At 61.0% G+C, this 14,535-nt stretch carries 13 protein-coding genes; 7 read left to right on the top strand and 6 right to left on the bottom strand.

Annotated elements, in window-relative coordinates; all coding sequences use genetic code 11:
• Positions 1–16 precede the first annotated feature (16 nt).
• The gene (locus EIY72_RS04825) at positions 17–2,194 is read right to left on the bottom strand and encodes a malate synthase G (protein WP_093229429.1); all 2,178 of its coding nucleotides are present in this window, start codon (positions 2,192–2,194) and stop codon (positions 17–19) included.
• A gap of 601 nt (positions 2,195–2,795) precedes the next feature.
• On the opposite strand from EIY72_RS04825, the gene EIY72_RS04820 reads away from it, so the two are divergent.
• A complete protein-coding gene (locus tag EIY72_RS04820) occupies positions 2,796–3,314 on the top strand; it encodes a glycine cleavage system transcriptional repressor (protein WP_093229431.1) in 519 nt (172 codons plus the stop codon).
• A 216-nt stretch (positions 3,315–3,530) separates the two neighbouring features.
• Here EIY72_RS04820 and rarD read toward each other — a convergent pair whose 3' ends face one another.
• The 5 genes from rarD to EIY72_RS04795 all read right to left on the bottom strand — a co-directional run bounded on the left by rarD (position 3,531) and on the right by EIY72_RS04795 (position 9,275).
• Positions 3,531–4,418 (bottom strand): EamA family transporter RarD, encoded by an 888-nt coding sequence (rarD, locus tag EIY72_RS04815; RefSeq protein ID WP_093229433.1) that lies wholly within the window; start codon positions 4,416–4,418, stop codon positions 3,531–3,533.
• Positions 4,419–4,558: 140 nt separating this feature from the next.
• Positions 4,559–5,533 carry a serine/threonine protein kinase gene (locus EIY72_RS04810; protein ID WP_093229435.1) on the bottom strand — a complete coding sequence of 325 codons (975 nt, stop codon included), beginning with the start codon at positions 5,531–5,533 and terminating at the stop codon, positions 4,559–4,561.
• Positions 5,534–5,737: 204 nt separating this feature from the next.
• Positions 5,738–7,639: a PhoX family protein gene (locus EIY72_RS04805; protein ID WP_093229442.1), complete on the bottom strand. Its 1,902-nt coding sequence runs from the start codon at positions 7,637–7,639 to the stop codon at positions 5,738–5,740.
• 67 nt (positions 7,640–7,706) lie between these two features.
• Positions 7,707–8,471 carry a TOBE domain-containing protein gene (locus EIY72_RS04800; RefSeq protein ID WP_093229444.1) on the bottom strand — a complete coding sequence of 255 codons (765 nt, stop codon included), beginning with the start codon at positions 8,469–8,471 and terminating at the stop codon, positions 7,707–7,709.
• A gap of 63 nt (positions 8,472–8,534) precedes the next feature.
• Positions 8,535–9,275 (bottom strand): ComF family protein, encoded by a 741-nt coding sequence (locus tag EIY72_RS04795; protein ID WP_093229447.1) that lies wholly within the window; start codon positions 9,273–9,275, stop codon positions 8,535–8,537.
• Positions 9,276–9,367: 92 nt separating this feature from the next.
• Between EIY72_RS04795 and bioB the strand changes: the two genes are divergently transcribed.
• The 6 genes from bioB to EIY72_RS04765 all read left to right on the top strand — a co-directional run bounded on the left by bioB (position 9,368) and on the right by EIY72_RS04765 (position 14,368).
• On the top strand, positions 9,368–10,423 hold the full coding sequence (gene bioB, locus EIY72_RS04790; protein WP_093229449.1) for a biotin synthase BioB: 1,056 nt from the start codon (positions 9,368–9,370) through the stop codon (positions 10,421–10,423).
• Between the two features lie 140 nt (positions 10,424–10,563).
• Positions 10,564–11,742, top strand: a complete 1,179-nt coding sequence (gene bioF / locus EIY72_RS04785) for an 8-amino-7-oxononanoate synthase (RefSeq protein ID WP_093229452.1) — start codon at positions 10,564–10,566, stop codon at positions 11,740–11,742.
• A complete protein-coding gene (locus EIY72_RS04780) occupies positions 11,735–12,466 on the top strand; it encodes an alpha/beta fold hydrolase (protein ID WP_093229455.1) in 732 nt (243 codons plus the stop codon). Before bioF ends, EIY72_RS04780 begins: the two co-directional genes overlap by 8 nt.
• Positions 12,459–13,271, top strand: a complete 813-nt coding sequence (gene bioC, locus EIY72_RS04775; RefSeq protein ID WP_093229458.1) for a malonyl-ACP O-methyltransferase BioC — start codon at positions 12,459–12,461, stop codon at positions 13,269–13,271. The genes EIY72_RS04780 and bioC overlap by 8 nt, the downstream gene beginning before the upstream one ends.
• Positions 13,268–13,948: a dethiobiotin synthase gene (bioD, locus tag EIY72_RS04770; protein WP_093229461.1), complete on the top strand. Its 681-nt coding sequence runs from the start codon at positions 13,268–13,270 to the stop codon at positions 13,946–13,948. Before bioC ends, bioD begins: the two co-directional genes overlap by 4 nt.
• Positions 13,949–14,071: 123 nt before the next feature.
• Entirely contained in the window at positions 14,072–14,368 is a 297-nt protein-coding gene (locus EIY72_RS04765) for a pyrroloquinoline quinone biosynthesis protein PqqE (RefSeq protein WP_093229464.1), read from the top strand.
• Positions 14,369–14,535 lie beyond the last annotated feature (167 nt).

The following is a 14,535-nucleotide window of genomic DNA, read 5'->3' as shown; positions in this document are numbered from 1 at the left end:
TTTGTTGAGGGCTGGATTACAACCCGTTCTTCGCCTTGAACTCGCGACGACGACGGTGCAGGACCGGCTCGGTGTAGCCGTTCGGCTGCTTGGTGCCTTCGATCACCAGTTCGACCGCCGCCTGGAAGGCGATGTTGCTGTCGAAGTTCGGCGCCAGCGGGCGGTACAGCGCATCACCAGCGTTCTGACGGTCAACCACCGGCGCCATGCGCTTGAGGCTTTCCATCACTTGCGCTTCGGTAACGACACCGTGACGCAGCCAGTTGGCGATGTGCTGGCTGGAGATCCGCAGCGTTGCACGGTCTTCCATCAGGCCGACGTCGTTGATGTCCGGCACCTTCGAGCAACCCACACCCTGGTCGATCCAGCGCACCACGTAACCGAGAATGCCCTGGCTGTTGTTGTCCAGTTCGTTCTTGATCTGTTCGGCATTCCACTGCGGGTTCACCGCCAGCGGAATGGTCAGGATGTCGTCCACCGAGGCGTGGGCACGTTTGGCCAGCTCGGCCTGGCGAGCGAACACATCGACCTTGTGGTAGTGCAGCGCGTGCAGCGCAGCAGCTGTCGGCGACGGCACCCAAGCCGTGTTGGCACCGGCCAGCGGGTGAGCGATTTTCTGCTCGAGCATCGCTGCCATCAGGTCCGGCATGGCCCACATGCCTTTACCGATTTGCGCGCGACCTTGCAGGCCGGTGCTCAAACCGATATCGACGTTGGAGTTCTCGTAGGCGCCGATCCACTTTTCGGCCTTCATGTCGGCCTTGCGCACCATCGGCCCGGCTTCCATGGAGGTGTGGATTTCATCGCCGGTACGGTCGAGGAAACCGGTGTTGATGAACACCACGCGTTCGCTCGCGGCCTTGATGCAGGCCTTGAGGTTGATCGTGGTACGACGCTCCTCGTCCATGATCCCGACCTTGAGGGTGTTGCGCTTCAGGCCCAACACGTCTTCGATGCGACCGAACAGCTCGTTGGTGAACGCCGCTTCTTCCGGGCCGTGCATCTTCGGTTTAACGATGTAGATCGAACCGGTACGGCTGTTCTTGCGCGAAGTGTTGCCGTTCAGGTTGTGCATCGATGCCAGGCAAGTCACCAGACCATCGAGAATGCCTTCCGGCACTTCGTTGCCCTGACTGTCGAGGATCGCGTCGATGGTCATCAGGTGACCGACGTTACGCACGAACAACAGCGAACGGCCGTGCAGGCTCAGTTCCTTGCCATCCACGCCAGTGTAGGTGCGGTCCGGGTTCATGGTGCGAGTGAAAGTCTGGCCGCCCTTGGCGACGTTTTCCGACAGGTCGCCCTTCATCAGGCCGAGCCAGTTGCGGTAGATCACCACTTTGTCATCGGCGTCGACGGCAGCCACCGAGTCTTCGCAGTCCATGATGGTGGTCAACGCCGCTTCCATCAGGATGTCTTTGACGCCGGCTGCGTCGGTCTGGCCGACCGGGGTGCTGGCATCGACCTGGATTTCGAAATGCAGGCCGTTGTGTTTCAGCAGGATCGCGGTCGGAGCAGCGGCGTCGCCCTGGAAGCCGATCAGCTGTGCATCGTCACGCAGGCCGGTGTTGGAGCCACCCTTGAGGGCGACCACCAGTTTGCCGTTGACGATTTTGTAGGCGGTGGAATCGACATGGGAGCCGGCGGCCAATGGCGCCGATTCGTCGAGGAAGGCGCGGGCGAACGCGATGACCTTGTCGCCACGGACCTTGTTGTAGCCTTTGCCTTTTTCCGCGCCGTCAGCTTCGCTGATGGCGTCGGTGCCGTAGAGCGCGTCGTACAGCGAACCCCAGCGGGCGTTCGAGGCATTGAGGGCGAAGCGGGCATTCATGACCGGAACCACGAGCTGTGGACCGGCCATGCGGGCGATTTCGTCATCGACGTTTTGCGTCGTCGCCTGGAAATCGGCCGCTTCTGGCAGCAGATAACCGATGTCTTGCAGGAAGGCTTTATAAGCCACGGCGTCATGTGATTGACCGGCACGGGATTGGTGCCAGCCATCAATACGAGCCTGGAAATCATCGCGTTTGGCGAGTAGGGCTTTGTTCTTCGGTGCCAGGTCATGAATGACCTTGTCGGCACCGGCCCAGAACTGGTCGGCGGTGAGGCCGGTTCCGGGAATGGCTTCGTTGTTCACGAAGTCGAACAGGACTTTGGCGACCTGCAGGCCACCGACTTGAACGTGTTCAGTCATTGCTTGCCTCACTCTGCTCAGCTATTTCGCTTTTCAGCTCTTCAATTTAACAATGAAGCCTTTGGCCATTTAAACCACAAACCCGTCTACCAGTACATGCCAATGAGCGGCGGCTGGGGTGGGACCAATCAACGGCTTGGGGCCTTGCTGACAGGGCTTTCAGGGTTGCGAACGTGCCTGCGGCAGACATCGATCCAACGTTATGTAGTGCGCGCTGCGGCATACTACATGATGAATTGCGGTTGTGAAAATTAGACTAATTACGTCGTTCTGCGACCCCATGACGCATTGCGGTCACGGCGCGGAACAGGATGTTCTCAAAAAACCAGTAGATTGTTCCAGCTAAATATCAAAAGTTGTACACATAATCTTTGTGTCCCTGCTATGAAGCTTTGCCTTTGTGGCGAGGGAGCTTGCTCCCGTTCGACTGCGAAGCAGGCGCAAAACGAGCCAACTCGGTCTCCATTGATCGCTGCAGAGGGCCGCTTCGCGCCCCAGCGGGAGCAAGCTCCCTCGCCACAAGAGCAGTGCCGCGCCGAATCTATCTCCTGCCTATACTTGTTTTTCCATTACAAAAGTCATGACCAGAGAGGGCTGCGCCATGGACCACCTCGTACTCACCGTTTTCGCACCGGACAAGCCCGGGCAGGTCGAGCGCATTGCCCAGTGCATCGCCGAGCATGGTGGCAACTGGCTGGAAAGCCGCATGTCGCGCATGGCCGGGCAATTCGCGGGAATTTTGCGTGTCGGCGTGCCGGCTGAAGCCTACGACGAACTGGTCGATGCCCTGCAGGGATTATCCAGCCAGGGCATTCGGGTGTTGATCGCGGAAAGCGGCATCGAGCAATCCTGCACCTGGAAGCCGATTGCCATGGAGTTGGTGGGCAACGACCGCCCGGGGATTGTGCGTGATATCACTCGGTTGTTGAGCGAGCAGGGGGTCAACCTTGAGCGACTGGTCACGGAAGTGCGCCCGGCACCCATGAGTAGCGAGCCGCTGTTTCATGCCGAGGCGATTCTCGCCGTTCCGCTGACGCTGTCGCTGGACGTTCTGCAATCACGCCTGGAAACCCTGGCCGACGACCTGATGGTTGAGTTGGTACTGCGTAGCGATCCCTGACAGGGTTATCCAAGTTAAACGTGCACCTGCCTGTGGATAACCTGTAGAGACAGCCCGCAACGCCATACCAGCCGTGGCTTTGCGGAGCATGATCAAAAAATCACCAGTATTCAGTGACTTGCGCACAATCGGCGGGGATCACGCTGTGGATAACCTTGGGAAGGAACGGTGCAGGCCAAGAGGGACGTGGCCTGCAGAGGTTTGTGCGTTTTTTGATCAGCTGCGGCGGCGCAGGCTGATGACCGCATCGACGCTGTAGACCGCCAGGCCCGCCCAGATGAAGATGAACGCGACCAGGGTGCTGGACGACAGGTGCTCGTCAAACAGCAGAACCGCTTGCAACAGCACCAGGGTCGGCGCCAGGTACTGCAGAAAACCCAGAGTCGTGTAGGGCAAGTGTCGCGCAGCAGCGTTGAAGCAGACCAGCGGCACCAAGGTGATCGGCCCGGCCGCGACCAGCCACCAGGCTTGCGAGGTGGTCCAGAATTCAGCTTGTGCACTGCTGGCCATCGGGTTGAGCAGCAACCAGCCAATGGCGATCGGCACCAGCATCCAGGTTTCCACCACCAGGCCCGGCAGAGCCTTGACCGGTGCCTGCTTGCGAATCAGTCCGTAGAAGCCGAAGGTCAGGGCCAGCACCAGTGACACCCAGGGCAGGCTGCCGACTTGCCACACTTGCTGGGCCACGCCGACGGTCGCCAGGCCCACGGCGATCCACTGCATGCGCCGCAGCCGCTCGCCGAGAATCAGCATGCCCAACAGCACGTTCACCAGCGGGTTGATGTAGTAACCGAGGCTGGCTTCGAGCATGCGTCCGTTGTTCACCGACCAGACGTAGGTCAGCCAGTTGGCCGCGATCAGGCTCCCGCTCAGTGCGAGGATCGCCAGGCGCTTGGGGTTCTGGCGCAATTCCCGCCACCAGCCCGGGTGCTTCCAGACCAGCAGCAGCAACCCGCCGAACAGCGCTGACCACAGCACCCTGTGGATGATGATTTCCACGGCAGGCACGCTGGCGATGGCTTTGAAATAGAGCGGGAACAGTCCCCAGATGATGTAGGCACTCAGACCCAGTATGTACCCGCGACGCGGGTTGGCGGCTTGCATGCAGAATCCTTGCTTAGGCAGCTAACAAAGAGGGGATTGTAAGGAGATTTGTCTACGAATGTCCTGACTGAATAGGTAGGGTATTTGTGAACATGGACACCTGTGGGTGCGGGCTCACTCCCACAGGGTTTCGGGTGGGGTCAGAAGAGCTTGAGCGGTTCTTCATTGAGCGCCGCGCATTGCTCGCGCAACGCCAGCACCTGATCGCCCCAGTAACGCTCGGTGCCGAACCACGGGAAACTATGGGGGAACGCCGGGTCGTCCCAGCGACGGGCCAGCCAGGCGCTGTAGTGCAACAGGCGCAGGGCACGCAGAGGTTCGATCAGTGCCAGTTCCCGCGGGTCGAAGTCGTGAAACTCGTTGTAGCCGTCCATCAATTCCGACAACTGACTCAGACAATCCTGACGATCACCGGCGAGCATCATCCAGATGTCCTGCACCGCCGGGCCCATCCGGCAGTCATCCAGATCGACGATATGGAACATCTCGTCGCGACACATCATGTTGCCGGGGTGGCAATCGCCGTGCATGCGGATGTTCTGGTGCGGCGTGTTGCAGTAGGCATCTTCCACGCGCTTGAGCAGATCCCGGGCCACCGACTCGTAGGCAGGCAGCAGGCTGCGGGGTATGAAATTGCCTTCCAGTAGGGTGTTGAGTGAGTCGTGGCCAAAGTTTTTCACGCCCAGGGCTTCGCGGTGGTCGAACGGTCTGGTCGAGCCGACCGCATGCAGACGACCGAGCAACTGGCCCAGGCGATACAGTTGATCCAGATTGCCCGGCTCCGGCGCGCGACCGCCGCGGCGAGGGAACAGGGTGAAACGGAAGCCGTTGTGTTCGTGCAGGGTTTCTCCGTTGTGGATCAACGGCGCCACCACCGGCACCTCGCAGTCGGCGAGTTCGGCGGTGAATTGGTGCTCCTCCAGGATCGCTGCGTTGCTCCAGCGCTGGGGCCGATAGAACTTGGCGATCAGCGGCTCGGCGTCTTCGATGCCGACTTGGTAGACGCGGTTCTCGTAGCTATTGAGCGCCAGAATGCGCGCGTCGCTGAGAAAACCAATGCTTTCGACGGCATCGAGCACGAGGTCGGGTGTGAGGGTTTCAAACGGGTGGGCCATGCTGACTCCTGCGCGCAGCAGGCGGCTGCGTCCGGCCAGGCATGGTAGCGCAGACGGCGGGGCTTTAGGGGGTAGGCTTGAGATGCGTGGTGTTTGGGCTGACGCCATCTCGGCGAGCCCGCTCCCACAGGATCACCCTCGAACACGGATATTGTGTTCGCTGAAGATAACTGTGGGAGCAGTGTTGCCCGCGATGAGGCCGGATCAGGCGCCGACGATCCCGCCATCCTCACGGTTGATCGCGATCACCGAAGAGCGCGGCTTGCCGTTCGGCAAATGCTCCGGGAAGGTCGAACCACCGTTTTCACCCGGATGCTGAATCCCGACAAACAGAGTTTTCTGGTCCGGTGAGAAGCTGATGCCGGTGACTTCACAACCCACCGGCCCGACCATGAAACGGCGGATTTCGCCGCTGGCAGGGTCGGCACAGAGCATCTGGTTGTTGCCCATGCCGGCAAAGTCACCGGCATTGCTGACATCGCCATCGGTCAGGATCCACAAGCGACCGGCCTTGTCGAAACCGAGACCGTCCGGGCTGTTGAACATGTTCTCAGGCGTGATATTCGGAGAGCCGGCTTTTGGCGTTCCGGCGTGGGCCGTTGGGTTGCCGGCGACCACAAACAGATCCCAGGCAAAGGTGTGCGAGGCGTGATCGTCACGCTCGGTGCGCCAGCGCAGGATCTGCCCGTAGACGTTCTTCTCCCGCGGGTTCGGTCCGCCCACCGGCTGGCCGTCTTCGCCGCGTTTGGCGTTGTTGGTCAGGGTGCAGTAGACCTGGCCGTCCTTGGGGCTGACCACAATCCATTCCGGGCGGTCCATGCGCGTGGCCTTGACCACGCTGGCAGCCAGGCGTGCATGAATCAACACTTCGGCCTGGTCGGCAAAGCCGCTGCTGGCGTCGATGCCGTTCTTGCCATGGGTCAGTTCAACCCATTCCCCGCGCCCCTTGGGGTGATCGGTGTTGCCGTCACCGGCATCGAAACGCGCGACGTACAAGGTGCCGTGATCGAGAATGTCGCGGTTGGCCTTGAGGTTCTTGTGGTTGATCTTGTCGCGACTGACGAACTTGTAGATGAATTCGCCACGCTCATCGTCGCCCATGTACACCACGGCGTGACCGTCGGCGGTTTCAGCCAGGGCGGCGTTTTCATGTTTGAAGCGACCCAGGGCCGTGCGTTTTACCGGCGTTGATTTAGGATCGAACGGGTCGATTTCCACCACCCAGCCGTGACGGTTGAGCTCGTTGGGGTTCTTGGCCAGGTCGAAGCGCTCGTCGTGCGGGTGCCAGTTGATCTCTTTGCTGGTCGCCACGGCGCCGTAGCGCTTTTGTCCGGCATCGAATTTCTGCTCGGTATTGCTGCTGCCGAAGCAGTCGGTGAAGTTCTCTTCGCAGGTCAGGTAAGTGCCCCAGGGGGTCTTGCCGTTGGCGCAGTTCTGGAAGGTGCCCAACACGTTCTTGCCGTGCGGGTCGGCGCTGGTCTTGAGCAAGGCATGTCCAGCCGCCGGACCGCTCAGGGTGATCGGCGCGTTGCCGTGAATGCGGCGGTTGTAGCGCGAGCCCTGGACGAACTGCCACTGGCCGTTTTTGCGCTGCACTTCGATCACCGACACACCTTCGCTGGCCAGGGCTTTGCGCACATCGTCCGGCGATTGCGGCATGCCGCCGTGGGGGTAGAGGTAGCGGTAGTTGGTGTATTCGTTGTTGATGGCCATCAACGCCCGGTCTTTTTCACCGGGGAATTCGAACAGGCTCATGCCGTCGTTGTTGTCACCGAACTGCACTTCCTGATGCTCGGCCGTGCCGTTGCCGCTCGGGTCGAATGCCGGACCGTCCTTGTGCAGGGGCTGGCCCCAACTGATCAGCACGGAGGACTTGTAGCCAGGTGGCAGGGTGATGGTGTCGGTCGTAGCGGCTGCAATGCTTTCGAAACCAAGCAGTTGACTGTTGCCGGCGCTGACGCTGGCGGCCAGCACACTGCGGCTCAACAAGTTGCCACCGAGAAACATCGCCGCGCCGCACAGGGCACCTGCGCTGATGAAGCCGCGACGGCTGAGGCCGACCATCTGTTCGAGGTCGGTGGACTGGTTTTCTTCTAATAGGCTCATTTCAGGCTCCCTGCGGTTTTGGCAGTCACCTTAATGGCGGGTAATGACGCTTTTGTTGCAGTTTTGCTTACAGCGGCGTGCCCAGCAGAACCCTGGACGGCGAGAACTCGACTCGTACCGCTTTGCCGCTCTCCAATCCGAGGGATCGCAGGTACTCGGGCTCGGCCAAGGCGCACAGGGTAGGGCCGTTCGGCAGGGTGATGCGCACTTCGCAGGGGCCGTCTTCGGCATCGAGAATCTTCTCGATGATGCCCTTCAGGCAATTGTTTCCAGGCGTTTCAGTCGAGTCGATTTCCAGTACATCGAGCCATCCGGCCTTGACCAGGGCCACGACTTCGGTGCCGATTTGCAGCTCCAGGCGTTCGGTGCTGTCGTGGGTGATTTGCGCGTCGACGATCAGGTCTTCGGCCACTTTCAGGCGTATCAGGTCGTTACGTCCCTGGGGCTCGATGGCTGCGACCTTGCCGTGCAACTGATTGCGGGCGCTGGTCCTGAGCATCAAGCGCCCGAGCAGGTCCAGGTCACTGGCGTCCTCGGCGGCTTCCAGCACTTGTGCCTGCAGCACTTGCAGCCTTTGATACAAACGCAGTACCCGTTCGCCTTCCGGGGACAATCGGGCGCCGCCACCGCCTTTGCCGCCGACGATGCGCTCCACCAACGGTTTCTGCGCAAGGTTGTTCAGCTCATCGATCGCGTCCCACGCGGCCTTGTAGCTCAGGCCCGCGCTTTTCGCCGCGCGGGTAATCGAACCCTGCTCGGCAATGTGCTGCAGCAAAGCGATGCGTTGCGGGCGGCGGACGATGTGCTGGGACAACAGGGTAGGCAGGGACATGGTGAGTCGCTTTGGGCTGTGACGATGGGGAGGACGTTGGCGGCTTGAGGCGCACTAGTCAAGTCAGGGCGACTTACCGGGTTTTGGTGTGCGGGCCAGGCAATAGATGTCGACTCGCGCCGCACCCGCCTTCATCAACAGGCGGGCAAGGGTTTGCGCCGTCGCGCCGGTGGTGAGTACATCGTCCACCAGTGCCAGGTGCCGACCCGCCACCACAGCGCCTTGGGTCACGTTGAATGCATTGCGCAGATTCTTGCGCCGTGCGTCGGCGTTGAGCACCTGTTGCGCTTCGGTGTCCAGCGTGCGCAATAGCGCCCGCTCATCGCAGGGGATTCCTAGTCGGGAGCTGAGCCATCGCGCCAGCATCGCCGCCTGATTGAACCCGCGTTTGCGCAAGCGTTGGCGAGCCAGCGGCACCGGCAGCAGTGCGTCAGGCCGATCCAGATCGTTATCGAAACGATCCAGCAGGTGTTGGCCGAGGAGTTCGCCCAGCAGGTGGCCAAAAGGCCATTTGGCGCTGTGCTTGAAGCGAGTGATCAGACTGTCGACGGGAAAACCGTAGGTCCAGGGTGCGACAACCTGGTGGAAGGCCGGGGGATGATTCTGGCAATGGCCGCAGGTCAGGCCAGCCGCCGGCAGCGGCAGGGCGCAGGTCCGGCACTGATCGCCGAGCCAGGGCAGTTCCGTTTCACAGGCCATGCAGATCGGCGTGCTGTCGTCGGCTGGCTCATCGCACAACAAACAGGATTGGTTGTTTTCTAACCAGATGTAAACCTGCCCTTCGTATTGAGGTTGACAGCGCATCGCTCTTCCTTAAACATGCCCAACATCCGTGTCGCGCCTGTGGGTATTGCATTGCCCCGGCCACTTGCCAAGCCAGAACAAAGGAATCGCCCATGAGCGCCAGCACCACTGCCACCCTGCGTCATGACTGGACTTTAGCCGAAGTCAAAGCACTCTTCGTACAGCCATTCAACGACCTGCTGTTTCAGGCGCAGACGGTGCACCGTGCGCATTTCGACGCCAACCGTGTCCAGGTCTCGACCCTGCTGTCGATCAAGACCGGCGCTTGCCCGGAAGACTGCAAGTACTGTCCGCAGTCCGGGCACTACAACACCGGCCTGGAAAAAGAAAAGCTGATGGAAGTGCAGAAGGTCCTTGAAGAGGCAGCGCGCGCCAAGGCCATCGGTTCGACCCGTTTCTGCATGGGCGCGGCGTGGAAGCATCCTTCGGCCAAAGACATGCCCTACGTGCTGAAGATGGTCGAAGGCGTTAAAGCGCTGGGCCTGGAAACCTGCATGACCCTCGGTCGCCTGGATCAGGAGCAGACCGAAGCCCTGGCCAAGGCGGGTCTGGATTACTACAACCACAACCTCGACACCTCGCCGGAGTTCTACGGCAGCATCATCACCACGCGTACCTACAGCGAGCGTCTGCAGACCCTGGCCTATGTCCGTGATTCGGGGATGAAGATCTGCTCCGGCGGCATCCTCGGCATGGGCGAGTCCCTCGACGACCGTGCCAACCTGCTGATCCAGCTGGCCAACCTGCCGGAGCATCCGGAGTCGGTGCCGATCAACATGCTGGTGAAAGTGGCCGGTACGCCGCTGGAAAACGCCGAGGACATCGACCCGTTCGATTTCATCCGCATGCTCGCGGTGGCCCGCATCCTGATGCCGAAGTCCCACGTGCGCCTGTCCGCCGGCCGTGAAGCCATGAACGAGCAGATGCAGGCCCTGGCTTTTTTCGCCGGCGCCAACTCGATTTTCTACGGCGAGAAACTGCTGACCACCGCCAACCCGCAGGCCGACAAGGACATGCAGTTGTTCTCGCGCCTGGGCATTCTGCCGGAGGCTCGCGAAGAGCACGCCGACGAGGTGCATCAGGCCGCTATCGAGCAGGCGCTGGTGGAGCAGAAGAGCAGCGAGCAGTTTTATAACGCGGCTGTTTGATCGAATCTGGAATGCAAAACCTGTGGGAGCGGGCTTGCCAGTCGACATCATTGTTGAACCTGGCGCCGTAATCGCGAGCAAGCTCGCTCCCACAGGGCGTTGTGTCTAGTCCAAAACCAGGATCAACCATCGAGGCCTGCATGTCTTTCGATCTCGCCGCACGCCTTGCTGCCCGTCGTGCCGAAAATCTCTACCGCCAGCGTCCATTGCTGGAAACCCCGCAGGGGCCGCAAGTGGTGGTCGATGGCCAGCCGTTGCTGGCGTTCTGCAACAACGATTACCTCGGCCTGGCCAATCACCCGCAAGTGATTGAAGCCTGGCGCGCCGGTGCGGCGAAATGGGGCGTGGGCGGTGGTGCTTCGCATCTGGTCATCGGTCATAGCGGCCCGCATCACGCCCTGGAAGAAGCGTTGGCTGACTTGACCGGCCGTCCCCGTGCGCTGCTGTTCACCACGGGCTACATGGCCAACCTCGGCGCAGTGACTGCGTTGGTGGGGCAGGGCGACACGGTGCTTGAAGACCGGCTCAATCATGCGTCGTTGCTCGATGCCGGCTTGTTATCCGGTGCGCGGTTCAACCGTTATCTGCACAACGATGCCGAGAGCCTGGCCAAACGCCTGGAAAAAGCCACCGGCAATACGCTGGTGGTCACCGACGGCGTATTCAGCATGGACGGCGACATCGCCGATCTGCCAGCGCTGGCGCATGCGGCCAAAGCCAAAGGCGCTTGGCTGATGGTGGATGACGCCCACGGCTTCGGTCCCTTGGGGGCCAACGGTGGCGGCATCGTCGAGCACTTCGGGCTGAGCACTGACGATGTCCCCGTTCTGGTGGGCACCCTCGGTAAAGCCTTCGGTACGGCGGGTGCTTTTGTCGCCGGCAGCGATGAGCTCATCGAAAGCCTGATCCAGTTCGCTCGACCCTACATCTACACCACCAGTCAGCCGCCAGCCCTGGCCTGCGCGACGCTGAAAAGCCTGGAATTGCTGCGCAGCGAGCACTGGCGCCGCGAGCATCTCAAGACCTTGATTCGCCAGTTCCGCCAGGGTGCCGAGCAGATCGGCCTGACCTTGATGGACAGTTTCACACCGATTCAGCCAATCCTGATCGGCGATGCCGCTCGGGCGCTGCGCTTTTCACAGCTGCTGCGCGAACGCGGCCTGATGGTAACGGCGATCCGTCCACCCACCGTGCCGGCAGGCAGTGCGCGTTTGCGGGTGACCTTGACCGCCGCCCACAGTGAGGCGCAGGTACAGCTATTGTTAGAGGGGTTGGCCGATTGTTTTCAACAACTGGGGACGGAGCCAAGTCATGCGTGATCGTCTGATTCTGCTGCCCGGTTGGGGCCTCGGCGTGTCACCCCTGCAACCACTCGCCGCTGCATTGCAGGGGCTGGACGAGCACCTGCACGTCGAGATCGAGCCCCTGCCTGAATTGGAGTCGAGCGATCTCGATGAATGGCTCGATGAGCTTGACTCGACATTGCCTCAAGACGCCTGGCTCGGCGGTTGGTCGCTCGGTGGCATGCTCGCCTCGGCATTGGCCGAACGCCGCGGTGATCGCTGTTGCGGCTTACTGACCCTGGCGAGCAACGCATCCTTTGTTGCCCATGAGCATTGGTCGAGTGCGATGCCGGCCGACACCTTCGATGCATTCCTGGCAGGATGTGAAGCCGATCCTCGCCTGACCTTGAAGCGTTTCTCCCTGCTCTGTGCCCAAGGTGCCGAGGACCCGCGTGGCTTGTCGCGATTGTTGCTGGGTGGGGCACCGCATACCACTGCGTCGGTGTTGATCAGTGGTTTGCAGGTGCTGGCGCAACTGGATACGCGCCAAGCGTTGCAGTCCTATCGTGGCCCGCAACTGCATCTGTTTGCCGGCCTGGACGGGCTGGTTCCGGCGGAAGCCGCCGGTGAGTTGCTGGCGTTGCTGCCGGATGTCGAAATTGGCCTGATTGAACAGGCCAGCCACGGGTTTCTTCTGGAGGATCCCCACGGTGTGGCGGGGGCGATCCAGGCGTTTTTGCATGAGAGCGGCGATGACTGATCTTTCCCTTCGCAACCTGCCCGGCGGCTTGCCCGACAAGCGTCAGGTCGCGGCATCTTTCTCCCGTGCCGCAGCGAGCTACGACAGCGTCGCCGAATTGCAGCGGGACGTTGGCAGTCAACTGCTTCACCGATTGCCGACGGATTTTGCCCCGCAACGCTGGCTGGATCTGGGTTGCGGCACCGGGTATTTCAGTCGCGCCCTGAACCAGTGCTTCCCGGCGAGCCATGGTGTGGCGCTGGACATCGCCGAAGGCATGCTCAATCACGCGCGGCCGTTGGGTGGTGCAACGCACTTCATTGCCGGCGACGCCGAGCGCTTGCCGTTGCAGGACGCGACCTGCGACCTGATCTTTTCCAGTCTGGCGGTGCAATGGTGTGCGGACTTCGCCTCAGTGCTGCGTGAGGCTCATCGGGTGCTAAAACCGGGTGGCATTTTCGCCTTTGCTAGTCTGTGTGTAGGCACTCTGGTTGAGCTGCGTGACAGCTGGCGTCAGGTCGATGGCCTGGTCCACGTCAATCGCTTCCGAGAGTTCGCCAAGTATGAGCAATTGTGCGCGGCCAGTGGCTTGCAGGTCGTCAGCCTGCAAAACCGTGCACATGTGCTGCATTATCCGGATGTGCGCAGTCTGACCCATGAACTCAAGGCGCTGGGTGCGCACAATATCAATCCCGGCCGCCCCGGCGGCTTGACCGGCAGGGCACGGATACTGGGATTGGTCGAGGCATATGAGCAGTTTCGTCAGGCGCGGGGCCTGCCGGCGACTTATCAAGTGGTATACGCCGTTATGGAGAAACCCTTATGAGCGTGGCCTATTTCATTACGGGCACGGATACGGATGTCGGCAAGACCACGGTTGCGGCAGGACTGCTGCACGCGGCGCGGTCGGCGGGTTTGAGCACGGCGGCGGGTAAACCGGTAGCTTCGGGCTGCGAGGTGACGCCCAAAGGCTTGCGCAATGCCGATGCCCTGGCGTTGCAAGCGCAGTGCTCGTTGCCGTTAACCTACGATCAGATCAACCCGGTGGCGTTCGAACCGGCCATCGCACCGCACCTGGCCGCACGTGAGGCGGGTGTCGCGCTGACGGTGCAGTCCTTGCTCGCGCCGATGCGACAGATCCTCGACATGCACGCCGATTTCACTTTGATCGAAGGGGCTGGGGGCTGGCGCGTACCCTTGGCCGATCAGGACAATCTGTCTGACCTTGCCATCGCCTTGCAGCTGCCGGTGATCCTGGTGGTCGGCGTGCGGCTGGGCTGCATCAGCCATGCCTTGTTGACGGCCGAGGCCATTGCCCGGGACGGTTTGCAGCTGGCGGGCTGGGTGGCCAACATCATTGATCCGAAGACTTCGCGCCTGGAAGAAAACCTTGCCACGCTGGCGGAGCGTCTGCCCGCACCCTGCCTGGGGCGAGTGCCGAAGCTGAAGCCGGCGACGGCCGAGGGCGTGGCAGAGCACCTGCAGCTGGATCTGCTGGACTGATTTGATCTACCTGTGGGCTTTGCCTATGACAAGGCACTCTGCCATTAGTGTTTTTGACGGGCCTTTTCCCAACAGGTCTGCTTCAATGAGTGCTGTTGATCCTTTGCAAGGACGAGTTCTCCCATGGAAATCTCAGGAAACAGCGCTTTTTATGCCGGTCTGAGCACTATTCAGACAGGGCAGAACCGCGTCGATCAGGCAGCCAGCCAGATCGCCAACACCACCGTCGAACGTTCCGTCACCAGCCAGTCTTCCGAGACTCAGGTTGATCGGTTGCTGTCCGTCGATCGCAGTCAGCAATCAGACGTTGCAAAAAATGTGGTCGACATGGCCCAGGGCAAGGTCCAGACAGAACTCGGCGTGAAAGTCGCCAAGGCCGCCGACGAAATGCTCGGCACGCTGATCGATACCTACGCCTGATTTATTGCTCAATCCGCCTCCAGCGCCGCGCTTGTTCGCGGCGTTTTTCTGCGTAAGTCCTTCTTCCTCAACTAGTCTTTTTTCAATGACCCGGTTGCCTCGCCAGAGTGACCGTACAGTCGCGTTTCTGCCTGTTCGACAGGTGATGACGAACGGCAAAAGATCGA

The organism is Pseudomonas vancouverensis, assembly GCF_004348895.1.
GTDB classification, from domain to species: Bacteria; Pseudomonadota; Gammaproteobacteria; order Pseudomonadales; family Pseudomonadaceae; genus Aquipseudomonas; species Aquipseudomonas vancouverensis.
Note: the sequence above shows the minus strand (reverse complement) of the source record. Positions and strands in the feature narration are given on the sequence as shown.